Origin of the sequence: Streptomyces sp. NBC_00029, assembly GCF_045160505.1 — a bacterium.
Classification (GTDB): Bacteria; Actinomycetota; Actinomycetes; order Streptomycetales; family Streptomycetaceae; genus Streptomyces.
This window is the reverse complement of the sequence record NZ_CP108292.1, coordinates 4,493,255-4,514,895: the sequence shown is the minus strand read 5'-3', so window position 1 is coordinate 4,514,895 and position 21,641 is coordinate 4,493,255. Positions and strand designations below refer to the sequence as shown.

The window sequence follows — 21,641 nt, the reverse complement described above, 5'->3', positions numbered from 1 at the left end:
GCGGTTCACGCAGAATGTCACATGTCGGCAACGCGCTGTAGCGCCATGTCGACATATATCTCCAGCGACAGACGAGGTCAGAGGGCGATCAGCCCGATCTGTCGGGAAACGTGTGAATGATCTCCACTCGTTCCGGTTACGCCTCGATCCTGTTTGCGGATCTCAGTCGGGCGAAGCTCCGGGCGAGGAGGCGGGAGACGTGCATCTGGGAGACGCCGAGTTCCACGCTGATCTGGGACTGCGTCAGATTGTTGTAGTACCGCAGGAGCAGGATCCGTTGCTCGCGTTCGGGCAGCTGGACGAGGAGGTGGCGGACGAGGTCGCGGTGCTCGACGCCGGCCAGTTCCGGGTCCTCGTAGCCGAGGCGGTCCAGCAGTCCGGGCATGCCGTCGCCCTCCTGGGCGGCCTCCAGGGAGGTCGCGTGGTAGCTGCGCCCGGCCTCGATGCAGGACAGCACCTCGTCCTCGGAGATGCGCAGCCGTTCGGCGATCTCGGCGGTGGTCGGGGTGCGGCCGTGGAGGGTCGTGAGGTCCTCGGTGGCGGCGTTGACCTGGACCCACAGCTCGTGGAGGCGGCGCGGCACGTGGACGGTGCGGACGTTGTCGCGGAAGTACCGTTTGATCTCGCCCACGACGGTCGGCATCGCGAAGGTCGGGAACTGCACGCCGCGGTCCGGGTCGAACCGGTCGATGGCGTTGATCAGGCCGATGGTGCCGACCTGGACCACGTCCTCCATCGGCTCGTTGCGGCTGCGGAAGCGGGCGGCCGCGTACCGGACGAGCGGGAGGTTGGCCTCGATGAGGGCCCCGCGCACCCGGCTGTGCTCGCTGGTGCCCGGTTCCAGGCCCTTCAGCTGGCCGAAGAGGACCTGGGTGAGGGCCCGGGTGTCCGCGCCCCTGCTCGGGGGTCTCGGCGCGACCGGGGGCTCCTCGGGCGGCTCCTGGAGGGGCTCCTGGCGGTGTTCCCGCTGGGGCTCCGACTGGAGGGGCACCTGGGGGTCCTGCTGGGGTGGCACTTGAGGTGCAGTACTGGCCGGCACGGTCACGCCACCCCTTCAGTCAACTCTCCATCAAAAGCGGTCATAGCATCACAAGAGATGTGCACTGTGTGCAAGCACCGTATATCGCCGTGTTGAGGGCAAGTTGGGCATATCGGGGCATTGCGCCTGGTGGTGGGTATGCAAAAAGCCCCCCACCCGTCGGATGGGGGGCCGGAAGTCCGGGAACCGCTTCAGCGTACGGGTCAGCGCACCAGTTCGGTCATGAACTCGCCGATGCCGGAGGCGGCATCCGATATCCCCTGGAAGCCTATTTCCACGATCTCGGCCGCTCTCTTCGGCTGGGTGATGATCACGAAGAGGACGAACACGGTGAGGGCACCCGTGATGAGCTTCTTGGTGTCCACGTGCGGGCGGCCTCCCCAACCGGTCCTTGCAAGTCGGGTGAGTCTAACCGGTCAGGATTGGGCACTCACCTGTCCTTTAAGGACCAATGGCCCGGTCTTCCGGGCCCTTTGCCGTGGGGCGGGCGGGTGCGGTGGCCGCAGGATTGGTGTGAGCCCACCGGTTCTGGCAGGAAACCGGTGGGTGAGGGACAGGGCCTCTCTGCGGGGTCCGGGCCGCGAGCTTCCCCCTGACCGCGGCCCGGACCGGCGGTCCGTCCTCATCGGGGGAAGCGGCCTTGTCCCCCCGATGCCGCTTCCCCCGTCCCGGCCGTCGAAGGCCCCGACCCCGGTCGGGGCCTTCTTCGCGTTGCCCCGCACCGGCCCGGAGCGCCCGGGCCTGCGGGAGCGCCCGGACCTGCGGGAGCTCGGGAGCCTCGAAGAGAGCCGGGGAGCAGCCGGAGAGCCGGGGAGACGGGGAGACGGAGCGCTCGGGAGCTGCGCGAGCTACTCGAGGCCGCCGACCAGGTCCGTGAGCGGCTGTACGGGTGCGATGACCGGGGCCAGGTGGTTGGGCAGCTCCATCAGCGCGTTGAGCTGGTTCGCACCGGCGCTGAGCTGCGACCCGATCTCCTGGACGGATGCGGGCTGGGCCCCGGCCGGCATCCCCGGGGCGGCGGCCGGCAGGTCCGGAAGGGTGAGGGGGGAGATCGGGGCGGCCGAGGCGGCGGGTGCGGCGAGGCCCGCGGCGGCCCCCGCGAGGGCGATGGCGGCGAGCATGCGCTGGGTCTTGGTCATGCCGTGACAACGGCCGAGGGGGCGGGCGGTCACGCGGGGTCCTCCGGAGAGGCGATCGGAATACGCCGAGAGCCCCGACCCTTGCGGGGCGGGGCTCTCGGTCGAAGCGGTAGTGGAGGGATTTGAACCCCCGATGGGTTGCCCCATACTCGCTTTCGAGGCGAGCTCCTTCGGCCACTCGGACACACTACCGAGATGGATCCTAGCCTAAGGACCCCCATCCGCCGAAATCGGTGGGTCCGGTGGCGTCGCAGCGGCCGTACGCAGGCCTTTTCCGGCCCGCTCCGGCTCAGAGGTGGCGGAAGAAGTCCGTCAGCTGCCGTGCGCAGTCGTCCGCGAGGACGCCGCGGACCACCTCGGGGCGGTGGTTGAGCCTGCGGTCCCGTACGAGGTCCCACAGCGACCCCGCGGCGCCCGCCTTCTCGTCGTCCGCGCCGTAGACGACCCGGGCGACGCGGGACTGCACGAGCGCGCCCGCGCACATCACGCACGGCTCCAGGGTCACCACGAGGGTGCACCCCGGAAGCCGCCACTCCCCGAGCTCGGCGGCCGCCCGGCGCAATGCCAGCACCTCGGCGTGCGCCGTGGGGTCGCCGGTCGCCTCGCGTTCGTTGTACCCGGTGGCGAGGACCTTCCCGTCCGGGCCCAGCACGACGGCGCCGACCGGCACATCGCCGGCCGGCACCGCCCGGGCGGCCTCCTGGAGCGCCAGGCGCATGGAGTCCCGCCACGGGTCCCGTACGGGATCGTCGGTGTTCGCAGGGAGCACTAGCGGACGGCCTCCAGGACCTCGGTGGCGCCGAGGGAATCGGCGATCTCCGAGAGTGCGTCCCCGTCCAGGGTCATCAGTTGTTTGTTGGTCACCCCGAGGTCGTCCAGCAGCAGGGGGTCACCGAGCGGACCGGCCGGTACCGGCTCCGCACCGGTCCCGCCCGTCTCGTCCTCGTCGGCGTCCTCGTCCGTGAACGCGGCGACGGCATCCTCCTCGCCGTCCTCGGTGCCGTCCAGGTCCAGGTCGTCGAGTTCGTCGTCCTCCTCGTCGCTGCCCAGCAGCTCTTTGGTCAGCATCGAGCCGTAGGAGCTGCGGGCGGCCGCGGAGGCGTTCGACACGAAGTACCGCGGGTCCTCCTCGCCGTCCACGCGGACGACGCCGAACCAGGCGTCCTCCTGCTCGATGAGGGCGACCACCGTGTCGTCGTCGACAGCGGCGGACCGGGCGAGATCGATCAGATCACTGAGGGACTCGACGTCGTCGAGTTCCATGTCGCTCGCTTCCCACCCGTCTTCGGTGCGCGCGAGCAGTGCGGCGAAATACACCGTGACTCTCCCACTGGTCTTAGACATGCCGGTTGGAGGTCCCCCCGGCCGGAGGTTGGGGCAAAGCGGCCGTGCTGCTCGCCGCCCGTACCCCGCCCAATCGGCATCGTGGCAGAAACAGCGGCTTTGCGAGAGGTCTTCCGCGCTTGCGTCGTGCCGCGCCGTGCCCCGGCAGGGGCCGTGCGGGGTTGCGGCGCGGGGGCGGCGGGGCCGTGGCGAGGGCTGTGGGGCGGATGGTGCGGCCCGGACGTGTCGTCGTCGTGTCGCCGTCGTGTCGCGGCGTGCCGGGGCCGGGGGCGACGGGGGCCGGCGGCCGCGCCGCACACGCCTGCCGGGCCGGATCCGGCCCGCGGGGCCGGAATGCTCCGGCTCACCGGGGATTGCCGGACGGCAACCGGGCGATCACCAGCGGAAGGTGCGCATGCGCATCTGCTGGCGCATTCGGGCCGCCCGGGCGCGGCGGGGCTGGACGCGATCGCGCAGCTCGCGCGCCTCCATCAGGTCGCGCAGGAACTGCGCGCGGCGTGCTCGGCGCTGCGCCGCGGTCTCCGGCGCATCGTCGTTCGGCTGCGTGTCGGGCATCGGCCACCACCCTGGGCTGGTCCGGTCGTCCCCCCTGCACCCACCTTCCCCCGGACGGGCCGTTTGATGCCACCCGCCGCAGGTCAGGAGTCGTCCTTGAGGGTCGGGACCACGGCCACCGGACCGTGCGCGTGGTGCAGTACGGCGTGGGCCACCGAGCCGATCGGCAGCGACATCGCGGTGCGCCGGGGATGGTGGCGGCCCACCACGACGAGTGCCGCCGCCCGGGAGGCGGTGACCAGCCGGCCCGCCGGGTCCCCGGGCACGGCGGCCTGCTCGACCGGGACGTCCGGAAACCGCTCGCGCAGCGGTGCCAGCCGCTCCGTCTGGGACCGCAGCATCTCCCGTTCGGCCGGTACGCCGTCCCCTCCGTCGGCCAGTCCTTCCGGCGGGATCACCGCGAAGGGGCTGTCGATCATCAGGGTCGGCGAGGGCGGGATGGCGTACGCGGAGACCACCTGGACGGTGGTCCCCCGCACGGCCGCTTCGGTGAACGCGAAGGCCAGTACGTCGTCGGGGGTCTCGGCGGCGTGCAGCCCGAGCACCACCCGCCCGGCCGACTGCTGCGCGTCGGCGTCGGCCTCGGCGCTGCGCTCCGCGTGCGGGACCACGACCACCGGGCAGGCGGCCGTGCTCGCCACGGCGCGGCTGCTCGAGCCGAGCAGCAGGCTGGCGAAGCCGCCGCGGCCCCGGGAGCCCATCACCAGGACCCGGGCCTGGGACCCGATCACCCGCAGGGCCTCGGGGACGGAGCCCTCCAGGGCCTCGTACGTGACCCCTTCGGGCAGCCGGGAGCCGTCGCCGAGCAGGGCCAGGATCCAGTCGCGGACGGGGTCGGCGAATTCCGCGGGCTGCGAGGAGTCGTGCAGCGATGCCCGGCGCCCGGCATACAACTGGGCGTGGTCGGGCAGTACATGGGCGACCAGCAGCCCGCTGCCGTGCCGGACGGCCTCGGCCCGCGCCCACTCCAGGGCCCTGAGGCTGTGGTCCGATCCGTCGACGGCCGCGATCACCGGTGTGTTGCTCATCTGTCCAGCCTGCTGGGCGTCCGCGCGGGTCGCATCCGCAGGGAAGCGGCGGGCGCGGCCGTCGCTGGGGACGCGAACGGGCCGCGTCAGCGCGTAGCCTTTTGGGTGCAGGTCGCGTCGTGCGACCGTTTTTGCAGGTCGCAGGCTGAGTTTTGGAGGATGTTGTGCGTTTGCAGGTCGTCGATCACCCCTTGGTGGCGCACAAACTCACCACCCTGCGCGACAAGCGCACCGACTCCGCCACCTTCCGGCGGCTCGCCGACGAGCTGGTGACCCTGCTCGCGTACGAGGCCACCCGGGACGTGCGCACGGAGCAGGCCGACATCGAGACCCCGGTCGCCCCGACCACCGGCGTGAAGCTCTCGCACCCGCGCCCGCTGGTCGTCCCGATCCTGCGCGCCGGCCTCGGCATGCTCGACGGCATGGTGCGCCTGCTGCCGACCGCCGAGGTGGGCTTCCTGGGCATGGTCCGCAACGAGGAGACCCTGGAGGCCTCCACGTACGCGACGCGCATGCCGGAGGACCTCTCGGGCCGCCAGGTCTACGTCGTCGACCCGATGCTCGCCACCGGCGGCACGCTGGTCGCGGCGATCCAGGAACTGATCAAGCGCGGCGCCGACGACGTCACGGCCGTGGTGCTGCTGGCCGCGCCCGAGGGCGTCGAGATCATGGAGCGCGAGCTGGCGGGCACGCCGGTGACGGTGGTGACGGCCGCGGTGGACGAGCGGCTCAACGAGCACGGCTACATCGTGCCGGGCCTGGGTGACGCGGGCGACCGGATGTACGGCTCGGCCGAGTAGCAGAGCCCTACGACGGACCGTACGGGCCGTACGAGCCGTACGAGCCGTACGGCGGACCGTACGGCCGTACGGCGCGTCAGCAGTTCTTGGGCGCGGGCAGGGGGTTGGCCAGGAGGGCCAGCGCCTTGTCCGCGTCCTCCTTCGTACTCAGCTCCTTGAAGGCGTCGCCCAGGATCAGGTCGACGTCCGCGCTCTCGCGGGTGTCGGTCTGCTGGGTGGTGCCGGCGAGCTGGGTGCCCAGGACCGAGAAGACGGCCTTGTCGGTCGTGGGGGAGCCCAGCAGTATCCCCGTGCCGGGGACCTGCTTGTCGAAGGTGGCCGGGGCGTTGCCCACGTTGCCGATCACGAAGCCGCGTTTCGCCAGCTCGTCACCGACGGCCTTGGCCAGACCCGCACGCGGAGTCGCGTTGTAGACGTTGACCGTGATCTCCCCCGGCGGGGGGAGCACGACCGCCGGTTTCGCGGCGGCCGAGGCGGTGGAGGCGGCGGCGGGGCCGCCCTTCGCCGCGGTTCCGGGAGGCGTCGTCGGGCAGTCCTTGGCACCCGCAGCCGTGTTCCGCTTGGGGCTGTCGCCCCGGAACACGTCGATGAGCTGCAGGGCCCCGTAGCCGACCAGGGCCAGCGCCAGGATCGAGCCGAGCACGGCGAGGACGATCCGTGAACGACTCCGCTTACGGCTCATACGGGGATAGGCGGTCCCCGTGACGCGGTACTTTCCGCCCATGCCGGGGGGAGTGAGCATGCTCATGGGCGCAGCGTAGTGCGGCCCGGTGTCGATGCCTACTAAATGATCTGCTGATAGGTCAATGGTGACCCGAAAGGCGCAATCTACGCGAAGCGTCAGTCCATCTCGAGGACGCGCGCGTGGAGCACCTGGCGCTGCTGCAGGGCGGCGCGCACGGCGCGGTGCAGCCCGTCCTCCAAGTAGAGGTCGCCCCGCCACTTCACGACGTGCGCGAACAGGTCGCCGTAGAAGGTGGAGTCCTCGGCGAGCAGCGTTTCGAGGTCCAGCTGGCCCTTGGTCGTCACGAGCTGGTCGAGCCGGACCGGGCGCGGCGCGACGTCCGCCCACTGCCGGGTGGTTTCCCTGCCGTGGTCGGGGTAGGGCCGTCCGCTTCCGATGCGCTTGAAGATCACACGGAAAGCCTACCGGGCCGGTGCGTGCGGGCGCAGCCTCGCGGCGGTGGTGCAAAAGTGGCGAACAGTGCCAATTGGGGAGTGATGCATGAGCGAGAGCACCGACCCCGCCGTTCCGGCGGACCAGAGCGGCCCGGCCGGACAGATCGCCGCCGGGTACGCGTTCACCGGACCCGCGCTCGACCTCGGGGCCCTCCTCTGGGACGGCGCGTGCCTGCCCGACCGTCAGATCCGCATCCCCCTGGCGATGCTGAACCGCCACGGACTGGTCGCCGGAGCCACCGGAACCGGCAAGACCAAGACGCTCCAGCTCATCGCCGAACAGCTGTCGGCGGGCGGGGTCCCCGTCTTCCTCGCCGACATCAAGGGGGACATCTCGGGGATCTCGGCCCCCGGAACGGCCGACGGGAGGATCGACGAACGGGCCCGGGACGTGGCCCAGCCGTGGAAGCCCACCGGATACCCGTGCGAGTTCTACTCGCTGGGCGGGATCGGCCCCGGGATCCCGGTCCGCTCCACGGTCACCAGTTTCGGCCCGGTACTGCTGTCGAAGGTCCTCCAGCTCAACCAGACGCAGGAGCAGTCCCTCGGCCTGATCTTCCACTACGCCGACACCAAGGGCCTGGAGCTGATCGACCTCAAGGACCTGCGCGCGGTCGTCGCCTTCCTCGTCTCCGACCGGGGCAAGCCCGAACTGAAGGGGATCGGCGGGCTGTCCACCGTGACCGCCGGGGTGATCCTGCGGGCGCTGACCGCCTTCGAGCAGCAGGGCGCCTCGGAGTTCTTCGGCGAGCCCGAGTTCGACACCGGTGAGTTCCTGCGTACGGCCGCGGACGGGCGCGGGCTGGTCTCCGTACTGGAACTCCCGGCGGCCTCGGACAAGCCGCAGCTCTTTTCCACCTTCCTGATGTGGCTGCTGGCCGACCTCTACAACGACCTGCCGGAGGTCGGCGACCTGGAGAAGCCCAAGCTCGTCTTCTTCTTCGACGAGGCGCACCTGCTCTTCAAGGACGCCTCGAAGGCCTTCCTCGCGGCCATCACCCAGACGGTCCGGCTCATCCGCTCCAAGGGCGTCGGCGTCTTCTTCGTCACCCAGACCCCCAAGGACGTGCCGGCGGACGTGCTCGCCCAGCTCGGCAACCGGGTGCAGCACGCGCTGCGCGCCTTCACTCCCGACGACGCCAAGGCGCTGAAGGCGACCGTGAAGACCTTCCCCAACTCCGCGTACGACCTGGAGGAGCTGCTCACGCAGTTGGGGACCGGCGAGGCGGTCATCACCGTGCTGAGCGAGAAGGGCGCCCCGACCCCGGTCGCGGCGACCCGGCTGCGCGCCCCGCAGTCGCTGATGGGGCCGATCGAGGCGGCGGACCTGGAGCGGGCCGTGAAGTCCTCGCTGCTCTGGTCGCGCTACGCGGAGCCGGTCGACCGCGAGTCGGCGTACGAGAGGATCAGCGCCGAACAGGCCGCCGCGGAGGCGCAGGCGGAGGCCGCCGCGGCTGCTGCCGAGGCCGAGAAGCAGGCCGCGGCGGCGGAGAAGGAAGCCGCGCGCACCGCGCGCAGTGCCCCGAAGCCGGATCCCTCGCTGGCCGAGCAGGTGGTGGGGAGCGGACTGTTCCGCTCCCTGGCCCGCTCGATCGGCACTCAACTCGGGAGGGAGATCTCCCGCTCGATCTTCGGTACGGCGCGCAAGCGGCGGTGACGCGGTGACAGACTCTGGCCCATGCGGACCGAACTCACCGACACCACGTCCAGCAAGGTCAACCGGGCCCTGCTCGAAGCCCGCCGGGCGATAGGCAGCCCGACCATGGGGCTGGTGCTGACCCTTGTGATCGTCACCGACGAGGAGAACGCCTACGACGCCGTGCGCGCGGCCTCCGAGGCCTCCCGCGAGCACCCCTGCCGCATCATCGCGGTCATCAAGCGGACCTCGCGCGGCCCGCTCAAGCTCCGCGCGAACCGCGTCGACGCAGAACTGCGGGTCGGCTCGGACGCCGGAACCGGGGAGATCGTGCTGCTGCGCCTGCACGGGGCGCTGACCGAGCACGCCGGCTCGGTCGTCCTGCCGTTGCTCCTGCCGGACGCGCCCGTGGTGGCCTGGTGGCCGGCCGACGCCCCCACCGACCTGGCGGGTGACCCGCTGGGCGCGCTCGCGCAGCGCCGGATCACGGACGCGGCGGCCGCCTTCGACACGGTCGGGGTGCTCGACCAGCGGGCCACCGGCTACCAGCCCGGCGACACCGACCTGGCCTGGACGCGGATCACGTCGTGGCGGTCGCTGCTGGCCGCAGCCCTGGACCAGAAGCCGCTGCCGGTCACGGGGGCGACGGTCGAGAGCGAGCCGGACAACGCGAGCGCGGAGCTGCTGGCGCGCTGGCTGGAGGACCGGCTGGGGGTGATGGTGGCCCGGGTGGCGAGCGAGGGCCCGGTGATCACCAGGGTCACCCTGCACACGACGGGCGGGGAGATACGGGTGGACCGGCCCGCGGGCGTGCTCGCCACCCTGAGCCTGCCGGGGAGCCCGGACCGCAAGGTGGCACTGAAGATCCGCAGCGGCGCGGAACTGATCGCGGAGGAACTGCGCCGCCTCGACGCGGACGTGGTCTACGGCTCCGCGCTGCGGCGGCGGCCGCTCCAGACGGGGCTCTCCGCGTAGTGGTTGTCGTAGGTCGCCGAGCTGTCCTTGATGTCCTGCACGGTGGCCTCGCCCGCGTTGACCCGGCCGAGGAGCCGGTAGTAGTCGAACCGGCCCATGCCCGGGGTGAAGCCGACGAACACGGCGGCGGTGTGGCCGGCCGCGGGGGCGAAGGCGTGCTTGACGCCCGGCGGGACGGCGATGAAGTCGCCGGCGCCCAGGGTGTGGATCTCGTCGTCGACGAGGATGTCGAGCTTTCCGGCGGTGACGTGGAAGAACTCGGTGGCCTTGGTGTGGAAGTGCACCGGGGCACCCGCCGCGCCCTCGTCGAAGGTGGCGGTGTTGCAGGTGAGCTCGGCGGTGTCGGTGAGCAGGGTGATGAGGCTGCCCGGGGCGTCGTAAATGGCTTCGGCGGTGGCGGCGCGGGTCGCGATCTCTGTCATGTCCACCAATCTACGGGCATGATCGACCGGAATCAGGGGTCAATCAGGACCCGGTGGTGCCGGTCAATTCCGGCCCGCCCCACGGGCTGAGCAGGACCGGAACGGATACCGGAGCAGGGGCGGGGCGAATCCGGCAGCGGGGGCGGGGGATCCCGAGGCAGGACAGGGGCGGACGGCCGAGCAGGGCCGGGCGGGTTGCGGCCGTAGGCGGGCCGGGGCCGGCTATCAGGCGCCGCCCGCGGCCTTGGCGGCCTTCGCGGCGGCCTTCATCTCCTGCTTGTGCGCCCGCACCTTCGCCAGGGACTCCGGGCCCGTGATGTCGGCCGCCGAACGGTAGACGTTCGCCGGGCCGTAGCCGCCCGCGGCCTCCCGCCAGCCCGTCGGGCGCACGCCGAACCGCTTGCCCAGCAGGGCCAGGAAGATCTGCGCCTTCTGCTCCCCGAAGCCCGGCAGCGCCTTGAGCCGCTTCAGCAGTTCCTGCCCCGTCCCGGCATCGGCCCAGACCGCCTCCGCGTCCCCGCCGTAGTGCTCGACGAGGTACGCGCACAGCTGCTGGATCCGCGTCGCCATCGACCCTGGATACCGGTGGACGGCCGGCTTCTCGGAGAGCAGGGCGGCGAAGGCCTCCGGGTCGTACGCGGCGATGGTGTGCGCGTCGAGATCGTCGGCGCCCAGCCGCTGGGCGATCGTCCAGGGCCCCGAGAACGCCCACTCCATGGGCACCTGCTGGTCCAGCAGCATTCCGACGAGCGCGGCGAGCGGGCTCCGGCCGAGCAGCGCGTCCGCCTCCGGCTGCTGTGCCAGCCGGATGGTGATGTCCTTGTCCATGGCTCCAGCGTCCCGCGCGGGGGCGCTCCCCGCGCGGTCGCCGCACCGCGCGCCTAGCGTGAGTACGACCGTCTACGACGACGACAGGTACGAGACGAGGAGTCGATCGATCATGTCTGAGTTCTCCGAAGGCGCTCCGTGCTGGGTGGACGCGATGTTCGCCGACGTGGAAGGGGCCAAGACCTTCTACGCGGACGTGCTGGGCTGGACCTTCGGCGAGGCCAGCAGCGAGTACGGCAACTACACGCAGGCCTACTCCGACGGCAAGGCCGTCGCGGCCGTCGTCCCGCCGATGCCGGGGGCCGACGCGCCCTCGCAGTGGTGCCTCTACTTCGCCTCGCCCGACGCGGCGGCCACCGCCGAGAAGGTGACGGCGAACGGCGGCGAGGTCCTGATGGGCCCGATGCAGGTGGGCGCCTTCGGCACGATGCTGATCGCGAAGGAGCCCAGTGGCGCGGTCTTCGGCGTCTGGCAGCCGGGCGAGCACAAGGGCTTCGAGAAGATGGGCGAGCCGGGCTCGTACGCGTGGGCGGAGGTCTTCACCCGCGAGCCGGCCAAGGCCGACGGGTTCCTGCCGAAGGTCTTCCCTTACAGCGCCCAGCAGATGGACGCAGGCGACGACCCCCATACGGCCGACATGGACTTCAAGGTGTTCAGCGTCGGCGGCGGCGGGACGCCGGTCCTGGGCCGGATGAGCATGGGCGACGAGTTCCCGCCCGAGATCCCGTCGTACGTCCAGATCTACTTCGGCGTGCCGGACTGCGACGAGGCGGTGTCCAAGACGCAGAAGCACGGCGGGAAGCTGCACTTCGGCCCGATGGACAGCCCCTTCGGCCGGTTCGCGGCGGTCACCGACCCGCAGGGCGCCGCCTTCGCTGTGATCGACTTGTCGACAACGGTGGGTGAGATGCCGACCTTCGGCTGACACCGGGCCCGCGCCCTCCCCCACCTCGGACCGGACCCTGAGCCCGGGCGGAATCTTTTTCGCCCGGGCTGTCACACGGGTGGGGCGGGGCGGGTCAGTGGAGTGAAGCAGGCGGGAAACCGACCGGAGCGAGTCCGCACCGGCGCCCGCCCGAGGGGAGTGCCGGATGTCCACCACTGCCGTTGTTTTCGCACTGATCGGCGCCGTCATGGTCGGTTTCTCGGCCGTCTCGGTGTTCCTCGGGGCCGCGTGGGTCGTCGAGCCGCTGACCGAGTACGGGGTTCCGCGCTCCTGGTGGACCTGGCTCGGCGTCGCCAAGGCCGCGGGCGCGGCGGGCCTGGCGGCGGGCCTCTTCGTACCGGCGGCCGGCATCGCCGCGGCGGTCGGGATCGCCCTGTACTTCGCGGGGGCCGTGATCACGGTGCTCCGGGCGAAGTCCTACGCCCACGTCGCCTTCCCGGTGATCTACGCGGCCCCGGCGGTCGTCGCCCTGGCCCTCGGCTTCCACGGCTGAGAAGCCCCGCCCCCCGAAGGTTCCTGCTGCTCGGGGCGCGCGGCCCGGACCGGCGCCGTCTTGCTCAACCCGTGGGAGTACGAGGGCCGACCTGCGGGTGGTTGCCCGAGTCCCTGCGGGATCGGCTTCGGGGAAGACCGGTGCCGGGGCGCGGAGTGCCGTGGAAGACCTGGGCGGTGTGCCAGGAGCGGTGGTGCGTCGCCACGGGTCGGACGCCCGGCTGCGGGCCGATGACCGGGCGGCCCGCGAGCGCTATGACGTGTTCACGGGCCGCGGGGCTGCGCCCGACCGGCCCGGAACCCGGCCGGGATTCGGGTGGGGACATCCACGAGGACCGTTCTTCCACCCGGTGCTCTGCACGGAGATCGATGGATGACGGAGGAGTCGTCCTCGGCGGTCGCTTGGGCACGTTCCGGAAACCGGGACGGAGAACGCGAAGAGCCCCACCGCAAGCGGTGGGGCTCTTCGACATCGTGCCCGGTGAGGCACTGGCGGAGGATACGAGATTCGAACTCGTGAGGGGTTGCCCCCAACACGCTTTCCAAGCGTGCGCCCTAGGCCACTAGGCGAATCCTCCGCCGCAAACAATACAAGACGTTGAGGGGTGCTCGCGAACGTGATCGTCGGGCGGAGGGCAGGTCGGGGTCCGGCTCGATTCCTGGGCCCTCCATCCGCTAGGGTGGGGCCAGCCCCTCACGTGGCGCTATCTCACCCAACTCCCCCAGGGCCGGAAGGCAGCAAGGGTAAGTGGGCTCTGGCGGGTGCGTGGGGGGCGCTTTGCGTTCCGGGCGCCCTGTGGAGGCATCGGCGGGCCGCTGATGTCGGTGGGCCCGGATAACCTCGTATACGTGTCGTCCCTTGCGCTGTACCGCCGCTATCGCCCCGAGTCGTTCGCCGAGGTCATCGGGCAGGAGCATGTCACTGCACCGCTGATGCAGGCCCTGCGGAACAACCGGGTCAATCACGCGTACCTGTTCAGCGGGCCGCGCGGCTGCGGCAAGACCACCAGCGCGCGCATCCTCGCCCGGTGTCTGAACTGTGAGCAGGGTCCCACTCCCACCCCCTGCGGGGAGTGCCAGTCCTGCCGGGACCTGGCCAGGAACGGGCCGGGGTCCATCGACGTCATCGAGATCGACGCCGCCTCGCACGGTGGTGTGGACGACGCCCGTGACCTGCGCGAGAAGGCCTTCTTCGGGCCGGCCTCCAGCCGCTACAAGATCTACATCATCGACGAGGCGCACATGGTCACCTCGGCGGGCTTCAACGCCCTGCTGAAGGTGGTCGAGGAGCCGCCGGAGCACCTCAAGTTCATCTTCGCCACCACGGAGCCGGAGAAGGTGATCGGGACCATCCGGTCCCGCACGCACCACTACCCCTTCCGGCTGGTCCCGCCCGGCACCCTGCGCGATTACCTCGGCGAGGTCTGCGGCCGCGAGGGCGCCAGCATCGAGGACGGCGTGCTGCCGCTCGTCGTGCGCGCCGGCGCCGGCTCCGTGCGTGACTCCATGTCCGTCATGGACCAGCTGCTCGCCGGCGCCACCGACGCCGGTGTGACGTACGCCATGGCCACGTCCCTGCTCGGCTATACCGAGGGGTCCCTGCTCGATTCCGTCATCGACGCCTTCGCCTCCGGGGACGGGGCCGCGGCCTTCGAGGTCGTCGACCGCGTCGTGGAGGGCGGCAACGATCCGCGCCGGTTCGTCGCCGACCTGCTGGAGCGGCTGCGCGACCTGGTGATCCTGGCCGCCGTGCCGGACGCCGGGGAGAAGGGGCTGATCGACGCCCCCGCCGACGTCGTGGAGCGGATGCAGGCCCAGGCGTCCGTGTTCGGGGCGGCCGAGCTGTCGCGCGCCGCCGATCTGGTCAACACCGGGCTCACCGAGATGCGGGGCGCGACCTCGCCGCGGCTGCAGCTGGAGCTGATCTGCGCCCGCGTGCTGCTGCCCGCCGCCTTCGACGACGAGCGGTCCTTCCAGGCCCGGCTCGACCGGCTGGAGCGCAGCGGCGCCGCCGCGGCCTTCGCCGCGCCGCCGGTCGCGGGGCCCGCCCTGGGGTACGTGCCCGGGCCCGAGGCGCATCCCATGGCCCCCGCCGGTCCCGGCGGCGGTGTCGCCGCCGTGCGTGCCGCCGCGCCGGTGCAGGCGCCCGAGCCGGTGCAGGCCGCCCCGGTGCCCGCTCCTGCGCCCGTCCCCGCCGCTTCCGCCCCGGCGCCCGCCGCCGCGGCCCCCGCGCCCGGCGCCTGGCCCGGGGCCGCGCAGCCCGGGAGCGGCGCCCCCGGCGCCTGGCCGGGAGCCTCGGCGGCTCCGGCGCCCGCGCAGGCCCCCGCGGCCCCTGCCGCCGGAGCCTGGCCCAGCGCCTCCGCACCCGCGTCCGCCCCCGCGCCGGCCGCCCCGGCCGCCGCGCCCGCGCAGGCCCCCGCAGCCCCCGCCCCCTCCCCCGGCATGGCCGCCGGAGCCGGGCAGGTGCAGGCGATGTGGCCCGGCGTCCTGGAGGCCGTCAAGAACCGCCGCCGCTTCACCTGGATCCTGCTCAGCCAGAACGCCCAGGTCACCGGCTTCGACGGGACCACCCTCCAGCTCGGCTTCCCCAATGTCGGAGCCCGCGACAACTTCGCCAGCAGCGGGAGCGAAGACGTGCTGAAGGCGGTCCTGGCCGAGCAGTTCCAGGTCAACTGGAAGATCGAGGCCGTTATCGGCGGCGGATCCCCGGCCCCGATCCAGACCTCCTCGTACGGCGCCCCGGCCGCGCCCGCCCCCGCCTACAGCCCGCCGCCCCCGCAGCAGCAGCAGTACTCCGCCCCGCAGGCGCCGCCCGCCCAGCAGTACGCGCCGCCGCAGCAGCCCCAGCAGTCGGCTCCCGCCCCGCAGCCCCCCGTACAGCAGGCACCCCCGCCGGTCGCCCCCGAGGACGACTTCGCGGAGGACGACGATCCCGACCTCGTCGACAGCGCCCTCACCGGACACGACCTGATCGTGCGCGAGCTCGGAGCCACCGTTGTGGAGGAATACACAAATGAGTAGTCGGTCCTGATTGGGTGGCCGCACGAAGCCGACCGCGCCGTCCCGGCTAGGCTGAGCAGCGTGAAGGTCCTCGTCATCGGCGGCGGCGCCCGCGAACATGCCCTGTGCCGCTCTCTGTCCCTCGACTCCGCCGTCTCCGCGCTGTACTGCGCTCCCGGCAATGCCGGCATCGCCGACGTGGCCACGCTGCGCCCGGTCGACGCCCTCGACGGTGAAGCCGTCGCCCGACTCGCCACCGAACTCGGCGCCGACCTCGTGGTCGTCGGCCCGGAGGCCCCGCTGGTCGCGGGCGTCGCCGACGCCGTCCGCGCGGCCGGCATCCCCGTCTTCGGCCCCTCGGCCGAAGCGGCGCAGCTCGAAGGCTCCAAGGCCTTCGCCAAGGACGTGATGGCCGCGGCCGGGGTCCCGACCGCGCGCAGCTACGTCTGCACCACCCCCGAAGAGGTGGACGAGGCCCTCGACGCCTTCGGTGCCCCGTACGTCGTCAAGGACGACGGCCTCGCGGCCGGCAAGGGCGTCGTGGTCACCGAGGACCTGGCGGTCGCCCGCGCGCACGCGCTCAGCTGCGACCGCGTGGTCATCGAGGAGTACCTCGACGGTCCCGAGGTCTCCCTCTTCGCCATCACCGACGGCGTCACCGTGGTCCCGCTCCAGCCGGCGCAGGACTTCAAGCGCGCGCTGGACGGCGACGAGGGCCCCAACACCGGCGGCATGGGCGCGTACTCCCCGCTGCCCTGGGCCGACCCGAAGCTGGTCGACGAGGTCATGGAGCTGGTCCTCCAGCCGACCGTCGACGAGCTCCGCCGCCGCGGCACCCCCTTCTCCGGGCTGCTCTACGCCGGCCTCGCGATCACCGGCCGCGGCACCCGGGTCATCGAGTTCAACGCCCGCTTCGGCGACCCCGAGACCCAGGTGGTCCTGGCCCGGCTGCGCACCCCGCTCGCGGGCGTGCTGCTGGCTTCCGCCAACGGCACCCTGGACGCGCTGCCCCCGCTCGTCTGGCGCGAGGACGCGGCCGTCACGGTGGTCATCGCCTCCCACAACTACCCCGAGACCCCCCGCACCGGGGACCCGATCGAGGGTCTGATCGACGTGGCCGCCGAGGACGAGCCCGATGCCTACGTGCTGCACGCCGGCACCCGGCGCGAGGGCAACACGGTGGTCAGCGCGGGCGGCCGCGTGCTGTCGGTGACGGCGACCGGTTCCGATCTGGCGCAGGCCCGCGCGAAGGCGTATAAGGCGGTGGCGCGCATCCGTCTCGACGGCTCGCAGCACCGTACCGATATTGCGGCCAAGGCGGCCGGGGGCCGCTGACCAGCGGCTTCACAGACCCGCGGGCCCGGTGCGCACCTCGTGCGCCCGGGCCCGCGGGCGCGTTCGCGTGCGTCTGCATCCGGCCGCGTTCGAACGCATCCACCTTTACCCAAAGCCATTCCATCGGGTGATCGTCACCCGGTCTGCCTGACGCCCGAGCGTGCCCCAACTAGGGTGCGATGCCAAGCATTCCGGCACTTGGCCCACCGGCATTGCGATGTCGGTGGCGGGTGTCACAGTGGGGGAGTGAGCAACGTCGCCGCAGGGCAGAGGGGGTGAGGTCCGGCCGTGTCCGGAACCGGTTCGATCATGGAAGCAGGCGTGCCGTCCGCGCGTTCCCGCGCTCTGGCCGTGCTGCGCGTGCGCAGCAGGGCCTTGGCCGTCGGGCTGCTGCCCGCCGCCCTCGCGGTGGTGCTGGTCGCCGCCCGGATGACGGGCCGGCTGGCCGGTGACCCCTGGCCCGCGGTGACCCTCGTCGTCTGCGTGGTCGCCGCCCTGGTGCTCCTCGTCGGCGGCGCGTTCGCCGCCGTGGTGCTGCGGGCGAGCCCCGCCGTGACGCCGACGGTCCCGCTCTCGGAGGCCGCCGCGCCCGATCTCTACCGGCTGGTGCGGGACCTGGCCGACCGGATGGACGTGCCGCCGCCCTCGGCGATAGCCCTCACCCCGGACTGCGACAGCTGGCTGGAGGACCGCACGCATGCGGCCCACCGCCGCGGCGCCGCCCGCGCGTCCGCCGGTACGGCCGGACCCGTCGGGCCGGAGTCCGAGCCGGGCGCCGCCCCCGTGCTGGTGATCGGCTCGCCGTTCCTGTGGTGGATGCGCGTCGCGGAGCTACGGGCGGTCCTCGCGCCCGTCGTCGCCGGTACGGGACCTTCCGCGCACCCGGACATAGCCGACGCGCGAGGCTTTGTACGGGGCCTGGACGCGGCCGTGGACGTGGGCAGCAGGCGCGGCCTCGGCTGGATCGCCGCGCCGGCCCGGCTGCTGCTGCGGCTGTGCCGGACGGACGCCGCCGAGATGGAGCGCGGGGTGGCCGCGGCCGCCTCGGATCGTGCACAGGGTGTGGACTACGGGCTGCGCATCGTCGCCCAGGAGCAGGTCGGCCTCGCCTACGCGGGCTGGGACCGGCTGCTGACCCGGGTCGCGCTGCCCGCCTGGCGGATGGGCCGCTGGCCCGCGCACCTCGACGCCGGGGTGGTCTCCGCGCTGACCGAGCTGTCCCGGCGGGACCGGCTGGCCGAGGGGTTCACCTCGCGGCTCGGCGAGCGCCCGGCCTGTGACCTGCTGGAGCAGCCCGGGCTGATCGACGAGGCGACGTCGCTGCTGGCCGCGCGGCTCTTCCACGGCGGTCCGGCCGAGGCCGGGCCGGACTGGTCGCCGGTCGACTGGACGGCGTATCCGGAGGAGGTCGTGGACCGCAAGTGGCGGACGGAGGCGGGCCGCCTGCACGCGGCACTGGACGCCCTGGCCGTCCCGGCGGGGCTGCCCGCCGGCCCTTCCGGATCCGCCATTCCGGCCACTCCGGGCACCTCGAACACCTCCAGCACCTCAATCACCTCCAGCACGCCGACTGCCTCAGGTGCTCAGAACAAGCCCGTCGGGGCCACCGCACGGCCCGGCGGCCCGGGTGCCTCCGGATCCGGATCCGCCGGAGCGGCCGGCCCCGCCACGCTCGCGGCCGCCGACTCCCCGGCGGCGCCCACCGCCGACGGCTTCGCCGGACCCACGCTGGAGCGGGTCCTGGGCTACCTCACGGACCTCGGCGGCGAGGGCGCGGCGGGCGAGGCACTGGCCGGCCGGCTCAGTGGTGAACTGGCCCGCGAGGAGCGGGCCGCCGGACCCGCCGCCGGAGCGGGGAAGGCCCGCGGCGCGGACGCCGTTCCGCTGTTCCCGCTCCAGCCGCCGCGCACCGGCCGGGACCTCTTGGCCGACCACGTCACGGCCATGGTGTGCTGCGCGGCCGTGGACTCGGCCGGGGCCACCCCCGGGCTGGACTGGCTCGACGGGCCGGTCCTGCTGGTGGGCGGCGACCGCCGCTCCGACCTGGCCCCCCGAGTGCTGTGCCTGGTCGAGGAGGGTAACCCGGAGCCGCTGCGGGACTGGCTCTCGGCGCTCGGTGTCCGCCCGGAGAAGCCGGTACGCCTGGTCTGACGCGGGCCCGGGCGACCCTTCGGGAGGGTGACGGCTCGCACGGACAACCGGACGTGAATGTTCCGGTCCCGTCAATTCGCGACGAACAGTGACGGACTGCGTGCGTTATGTGATGTGCTGGGACCGGTCGCGGCTGGACGACCTGAAGCGGGTGCCGGAAAACGCCGTCTCAGCTCAGCCGTGAGCCGTGCTCCGAGGCGATGTACGCCCGTTCGGGGGAGCGAGGGAGGGGAGCGGTCATGGGTGCGGACCAGATCCGGCGTTGGGAGTCAGGTGCGCTCGCGCACGCGGTGACCGACCCCTTCGGACAGGGCCCCCTGCCCTGGTTCCGGGGCAGTGAGCTCTACTTCGACGACACCGGCCAGGTCGTGCCCTGGTACGTGGACCCGGCCGCCGCGGCGGCCGGAACCGGCCAGATCCCGCGCGCCCGCGGCAACGGCGGGCCCCGCACCGCCGACGACGTGCACCGCCAGATCAAGGGCTTCGCCTCGACCGGCGGGGTGGCCCCCGGCGAGGCCATCGACTTCCACATCACCGTCGACCCGCCCCAGCAGTTCTCCGTCGACGTCTACCGGATCGGCCACTACGGCGGCGACGGAGCCTCCAAGATCACCACCAGTCCCCGTCTCTCCGGCATCGTCCAGCCGGCCCCGCTCGCCGCCGACCGCACGGTCTCCTGCCACCACTGGTGGCTGTCCTGGCGCCTCCAGGTGCCCTCCTACTGGAGTGTCGGCGCGTACGTCGCCGTGCTCACCACCGCCGACGGCTACCGCTCCCACATCCCCTTCACGGTCCGCGACGACCACCCCGCCGACCTCCTGCTCCTGCTCCCCGACATCACCTGGCAGGCCTACAACCTCTATCCGGAGGACGGCCGCAGCGGTGCCAGCCTCTACCACGCCTGGGACGAGGACGGCCGGCTGCTCGGCGAGCAGGACGCGGCCGTCACCGTTTCCTTCGACCGCCCCTACGCGGGCGCGGGCCTGCCCCTGCACGTCGGCCACGCCTACGACTTCATCCGCTGGGCCGAGCGCTACGGCTACGACATCGCCTACGCCGACACCCGCGACCTGCACGCCGGCCGCGTCGACCCCACCCGCTACCGCGGCCTGGTCTTCCCCGGCCACGACGAGTACTGGTCCGCCCCCATGCGCCGCACCGTCGAGCGCGCCCGCCGCCACGGCACCTCGCTCGTCTTCCTCTCCGCCAACACCATGTACTGGCAGGTCGAGCTGGGCCCGTCCCCCTCCGGGGTCGACGACCGGCTCCTGACCTGCCGAAAACGGCGCGGCCCGGGCCGCCCCAGCCTCTGGCGCGAGGTCGACCGCCCGGAGCAGCAGCTGCTCGGCATCCAGTACGCCGGCCGGGTCCCCGAACCCGCCCCCCTGATCGTGCGCAACGCCACGCACTGGCTCTGGGACTCCACCGGCGCCGGCGAGAACGACGAGCTGCCCGGCCTGGTCGCCGGCGAGGCCGACCGCTACTTCCCGCGCACCCAGCTGCCCGAGCACGACGACCGGATCCTGCTGGCGCACTCCCCGTACCTCGACAGCGAGGGCCACCGCCGCCACCAGGAGACCTCCCTCTACCGGGCGCCGAGCGGCGCGCTGGTCTTCGCCTCCGGCACGTTCGCGTGGTCCCCGGCCCTGGACCGCCCCGGGCACGTGGACGAGCGGGTGCAGCGGGCCACGGCCAATCTCCTCGACCGGATCTGCAAGCGCGACTGACCTACGACCGACCCGCGACCGACCCACCCCTGTCCGCAGGAGGGGACACAGGTGCGCGAGAATCGGGGTGCGCTTCATACAGAACCACAGGGAGACCCCGTGTCCGGATTCGTCGAAAAGCCCGAGCCGGTTCAGGTTCCGGGCCTCGTCCACCTCCACACCGGCAAGGTGCGCGACCTCTACCGCGACGAGCAAGACCGCCTCGTCATGGTCGCCAGCGACCGCATGTCCGCCTTCGACTGGGTGCTGCCCACCGAGATCCCGGACAAGGGCCGCGTCCTGACCCAGCTCTCCCTGTGGTGGTTCGACCAGCTCGCGGACCTCGTCCCGAACCACGTCATCTCCACCGACCTGCCCGCCGGCGCCCCCGCCGACTGGGCCGGCCGCACGCTGATCTGCCGCAACCTCGACATGGTCCCCGTCGAGTGCGTGGCCCGCGGCTACCTCACCGGCTCCGGCCTCGCCGAGTACAAGCAGACCCGTACCGTCTGCGGGCTCGGCCTCCCCGAGGGGCTCGTGGACGGCTCCGAGCTGCCCGCCCCGATCTTCACCCCGGCCGCCAAGGCCGCCGTCGGCGAGCACGACGAGAACGTCTCCTACGAGGAGGTCGCGCGCACCACCGGCCCCGAGACGGCGGCGCTGCTGCGCCAGACCACCCTCGCCGTCTACGGCCGCGCCCGGGACATCGCCCGTGAGCGCGGGATCATCCTGGCCGACACCAAGTTCGAGTTCGGTTTCGACCCGAAGGACGGCACCCTCGTCGCCGCCGACGAGGTGCTGACCCCGGACTCCTCACGCTTCTGGCCGGCCGACCAGTGGGAGCCGGGCCGCTCGCAGCCCTCCTTCGACAAGCAGTACGTCCGCGACTGGCTGTCTTCCCCGGCCTCCGGCTGGGACCGCAAGGGCGAGCTCCCGCCGCCGGCCCTCCCGGACGAGGTCGTCGCCCGGACCAGCGCCAAGTACATCGAGGCCTTCGAGCGCCTGACCGGCCAGTCCTGGTCGTAGGAACGAGAGAAGCCCCCCGGTCCGAGGACCGGGGGGCTTC

The 21,641-nt window shown here is 72.5% G+C and carries 21 protein-coding genes, 2 tRNA genes, 1 other RNA gene and 1 pseudogene; 11 read left to right on the top strand and 14 right to left on the bottom strand.

Translation table 11 applies throughout. From position 1 onward, the window contains the following. Positions 1-136 precede the first annotated feature (136 nt). The 8 genes from OG753_RS21170 to OG753_RS21135 all read right to left on the bottom strand — a co-directional run bounded on the left by OG753_RS21170 (position 137) and on the right by OG753_RS21135 (position 5,105). Positions 137-991, bottom strand: coding sequence for an RNA polymerase sigma factor SigF (locus tag OG753_RS21170; protein ID WP_327263274.1), 855 nt, complete (start codon positions 989-991; stop codon positions 137-139). 251 nt (positions 992-1,242) lie between these two features. Next, the gene (locus OG753_RS21165; RefSeq protein ID WP_184791566.1) at positions 1,243-1,404 is read right to left on the bottom strand and encodes a hypothetical protein; all 162 of its coding nucleotides are present in this window, start codon (positions 1,402-1,404) and stop codon (positions 1,243-1,245) included. Positions 1,405-1,887: 483 nt separating this feature from the next. Further along, on the bottom strand, positions 1,888-2,178 hold the full coding sequence (locus OG753_RS21160; protein WP_401689878.1) for a hypothetical protein: 291 nt from the start codon (positions 2,176-2,178) through the stop codon (positions 1,888-1,890). 107 nt (positions 2,179-2,285) lie between these two features. Continuing rightward, a tRNA-Ser gene (locus OG753_RS21155) sits at positions 2,286-2,370 on the bottom strand. 97 nt (positions 2,371-2,467) lie between these two features. After that, complete coding sequence (gene tadA / locus OG753_RS21150; RefSeq protein ID WP_327266850.1) at positions 2,468-2,896, bottom strand: tRNA adenosine(34) deaminase TadA; 429 nt, start codon at positions 2,894-2,896, stop codon at positions 2,468-2,470. Between the two features lie 50 nt (positions 2,897-2,946). Then, on the bottom strand, positions 2,947-3,495 hold the full coding sequence (locus OG753_RS21145; protein WP_401690014.1) for a hypothetical protein: 549 nt from the start codon (positions 3,493-3,495) through the stop codon (positions 2,947-2,949). A gap of 402 nt (positions 3,496-3,897) precedes the next feature. After that, a complete protein-coding gene (locus tag OG753_RS21140; protein WP_327263272.1) occupies positions 3,898-4,077 on the bottom strand; it encodes a hypothetical protein in 180 nt (59 codons plus the stop codon). Positions 4,078-4,160: 83 nt separating this feature from the next. Then, positions 4,161-5,105, bottom strand: a complete 945-nt coding sequence (locus OG753_RS21135) for a universal stress protein (RefSeq protein WP_327263271.1) — start codon at positions 5,103-5,105, stop codon at positions 4,161-4,163. 164 nt (positions 5,106-5,269) lie between these two features. Here OG753_RS21135 and upp point away from each other — a divergent pair, with 164 nt between their 5' ends. After that, positions 5,270-5,905: a uracil phosphoribosyltransferase gene (upp, locus tag OG753_RS21130; protein WP_030010426.1), complete on the top strand. Its 636-nt coding sequence runs from the start codon at positions 5,270-5,272 to the stop codon at positions 5,903-5,905. 76 nt (positions 5,906-5,981) lie between these two features. Here upp and OG753_RS21125 read toward each other — a convergent pair whose 3' ends face one another. Continuing rightward, positions 5,982-6,653, bottom strand: a complete 672-nt coding sequence (locus OG753_RS21125; RefSeq protein ID WP_327263270.1) for a LytR C-terminal domain-containing protein — start codon at positions 6,651-6,653, stop codon at positions 5,982-5,984. Positions 6,654-6,745: 92 nt separating this feature from the next. Then, the gene (locus OG753_RS21120) at positions 6,746-7,042 is read right to left on the bottom strand and encodes a type II toxin-antitoxin system VapB family antitoxin (protein WP_030010424.1); all 297 of its coding nucleotides are present in this window, start codon (positions 7,040-7,042) and stop codon (positions 6,746-6,748) included. An 88-nt stretch (positions 7,043-7,130) separates the two neighbouring features. Between OG753_RS21120 and OG753_RS21115 the strand changes: the two genes are divergently transcribed. Both OG753_RS21115 and opcA read left to right on the top strand, forming a co-directional pair. Beyond that, entirely contained in the window at positions 7,131-8,741 is a 1,611-nt protein-coding gene (locus OG753_RS21115) for a helicase HerA-like domain-containing protein (RefSeq protein WP_327263269.1), read from the top strand. Between the two features lie 21 nt (positions 8,742-8,762). Further along, the gene (gene opcA / locus OG753_RS21110; protein WP_327263268.1) at positions 8,763-9,695 is read left to right on the top strand and encodes a glucose-6-phosphate dehydrogenase assembly protein OpcA; all 933 of its coding nucleotides are present in this window, start codon (positions 8,763-8,765) and stop codon (positions 9,693-9,695) included. On the opposite strand, the gene OG753_RS21105 is transcribed toward opcA, so the two are convergent. Both OG753_RS21105 and OG753_RS21100 read right to left on the bottom strand, forming a co-directional pair. Then, the gene (locus OG753_RS21105; RefSeq protein WP_327263267.1) at positions 9,644-10,117 is read right to left on the bottom strand and encodes a cupin domain-containing protein; all 474 of its coding nucleotides are present in this window, start codon (positions 10,115-10,117) and stop codon (positions 9,644-9,646) included. The genes opcA and OG753_RS21105 overlap by 52 nt on opposite strands. Positions 10,118-10,342: 225 nt before the next feature. Then, positions 10,343-10,945: an HhH-GPD-type base excision DNA repair protein gene (locus OG753_RS21100; RefSeq protein ID WP_327263266.1), complete on the bottom strand. Its 603-nt coding sequence runs from the start codon at positions 10,943-10,945 to the stop codon at positions 10,343-10,345. A 112-nt stretch (positions 10,946-11,057) separates the two neighbouring features. Between OG753_RS21100 and OG753_RS21095 the strand changes: the two genes are divergently transcribed. Next, positions 11,058-11,870, top strand: coding sequence for a VOC family protein (locus OG753_RS21095; protein ID WP_327263265.1), 813 nt, complete (start codon positions 11,058-11,060; stop codon positions 11,868-11,870). Positions 11,871-12,036: 166 nt separating this feature from the next. After that, positions 12,037-12,384 (top strand): DoxX family protein, encoded by a 348-nt coding sequence (locus OG753_RS21090; RefSeq protein WP_327263264.1) that lies wholly within the window; start codon positions 12,037-12,039, stop codon positions 12,382-12,384. Positions 12,385-12,448: 64 nt separating this feature from the next. Here OG753_RS21090 and OG753_RS21085 read toward each other — a convergent pair. Both OG753_RS21085 and OG753_RS21080 read right to left on the bottom strand, forming a co-directional pair. Continuing rightward, positions 12,449-12,673, bottom strand: a pseudogene (locus tag OG753_RS21085) (restriction endonuclease); the annotation flags it as partial. A 200-nt stretch (positions 12,674-12,873) separates the two neighbouring features. Then, positions 12,874-12,961 (bottom strand) — tRNA-Ser (locus OG753_RS21080). Positions 12,962-13,068: 107 nt separating this feature from the next. Here OG753_RS21080 and ffs point away from each other — a divergent pair. The 6 genes from ffs to OG753_RS21050 all read left to right on the top strand — a co-directional run bounded on the left by ffs (position 13,069) and on the right by OG753_RS21050 (position 21,601). Continuing rightward, positions 13,069-13,167, top strand: an RNA gene (gene ffs / locus OG753_RS21075) — signal recognition particle sRNA small type. Positions 13,168-13,232: 65 nt separating this feature from the next. Next, positions 13,233-15,404 (top strand): DNA polymerase III subunit gamma and tau, encoded by a 2,172-nt coding sequence (locus OG753_RS21070; protein WP_405789630.1) that lies wholly within the window; start codon positions 13,233-13,235, stop codon positions 15,402-15,404. Positions 15,405-15,464: 60 nt separating this feature from the next. After that, on the top strand, positions 15,465-16,718 hold the full coding sequence (purD, locus tag OG753_RS21065; RefSeq protein WP_327263262.1) for a phosphoribosylamine--glycine ligase: 1,254 nt from the start codon (positions 15,465-15,467) through the stop codon (positions 16,716-16,718). A gap of 288 nt (positions 16,719-17,006) precedes the next feature. Next, complete coding sequence (locus tag OG753_RS21060; protein WP_405789628.1) at positions 17,007-18,869, top strand: hypothetical protein; 1,863 nt, start codon at positions 17,007-17,009, stop codon at positions 18,867-18,869. Positions 18,870-19,108: 239 nt separating this feature from the next. Next, positions 19,109-20,596 (top strand): N,N-dimethylformamidase beta subunit family domain-containing protein, encoded by a 1,488-nt coding sequence (locus OG753_RS21055; protein ID WP_327263261.1) that lies wholly within the window; start codon positions 19,109-19,111, stop codon positions 20,594-20,596. Positions 20,597-20,695: 99 nt separating this feature from the next. Next, positions 20,696-21,601 carry a phosphoribosylaminoimidazolesuccinocarboxamide synthase gene (locus tag OG753_RS21050; protein ID WP_405789626.1) on the top strand — a complete coding sequence of 302 codons (906 nt, stop codon included), beginning with the start codon at positions 20,696-20,698 and terminating at the stop codon, positions 21,599-21,601. The last annotated feature ends 40 nt before the right edge of the window (positions 21,602-21,641 follow it).

Excerpts from the sequence above, each read along its gene's own strand:
- OG753_RS21100 (WP_327263266.1), bottom strand. The coding sequence starts at position 10,945 with ATGGACAAGGACATCACCATCCGGCTGGCACAGCAGCCGGAGGCGGAC.
- OG753_RS21125 (WP_327263270.1), bottom strand. The coding sequence starts at position 6,653 with ATGAGCATGCTCACTCCCCCCGGCATGGGCGGAAAGTACCGCGTCACG.
- OG753_RS21105 (WP_327263267.1), bottom strand. The coding sequence starts at position 10,117 with ATGACAGAGATCGCGACCCGCGCCGCCACCGCCGAAGCCATTTACGAC.
- OG753_RS21095 (WP_327263265.1), top strand. The coding sequence starts at position 11,058 with ATGTCTGAGTTCTCCGAAGGCGCTCCGTGCTGGGTGGACGCGATGTTC.
- OG753_RS21115 (WP_327263269.1), top strand. The coding sequence starts at position 7,131 with ATGAGCGAGAGCACCGACCCCGCCGTTCCGGCGGACCAGAGCGGCCCG.
- OG753_RS21140 (WP_327263272.1), bottom strand. The coding sequence starts at position 4,077 with ATGCCCGACACGCAGCCGAACGACGATGCGCCGGAGACCGCGGCGCAG.
- OG753_RS21135 (WP_327263271.1), bottom strand. The coding sequence starts at position 5,105 with ATGAGCAACACACCGGTGATCGCGGCCGTCGACGGATCGGACCACAGC.
- tadA (WP_327266850.1), bottom strand. The coding sequence starts at position 2,896 with ATGCGCCTGGCGCTCCAGGAGGCCGCCCGGGCGGTGCCGGCCGGCGAT.
- opcA (WP_327263268.1), top strand. The coding sequence starts at position 8,763 with ATGCGGACCGAACTCACCGACACCACGTCCAGCAAGGTCAACCGGGCC.
- OG753_RS21160 (WP_401689878.1), bottom strand. The coding sequence starts at position 2,178 with ATGACCAAGACCCAGCGCATGCTCGCCGCCATCGCCCTCGCGGGGGCC.
- OG753_RS21055 (WP_327263261.1), top strand. The coding sequence starts at position 19,109 with ATGGGTGCGGACCAGATCCGGCGTTGGGAGTCAGGTGCGCTCGCGCAC.
- OG753_RS21090 (WP_327263264.1), top strand. The coding sequence starts at position 12,037 with ATGTCCACCACTGCCGTTGTTTTCGCACTGATCGGCGCCGTCATGGTC.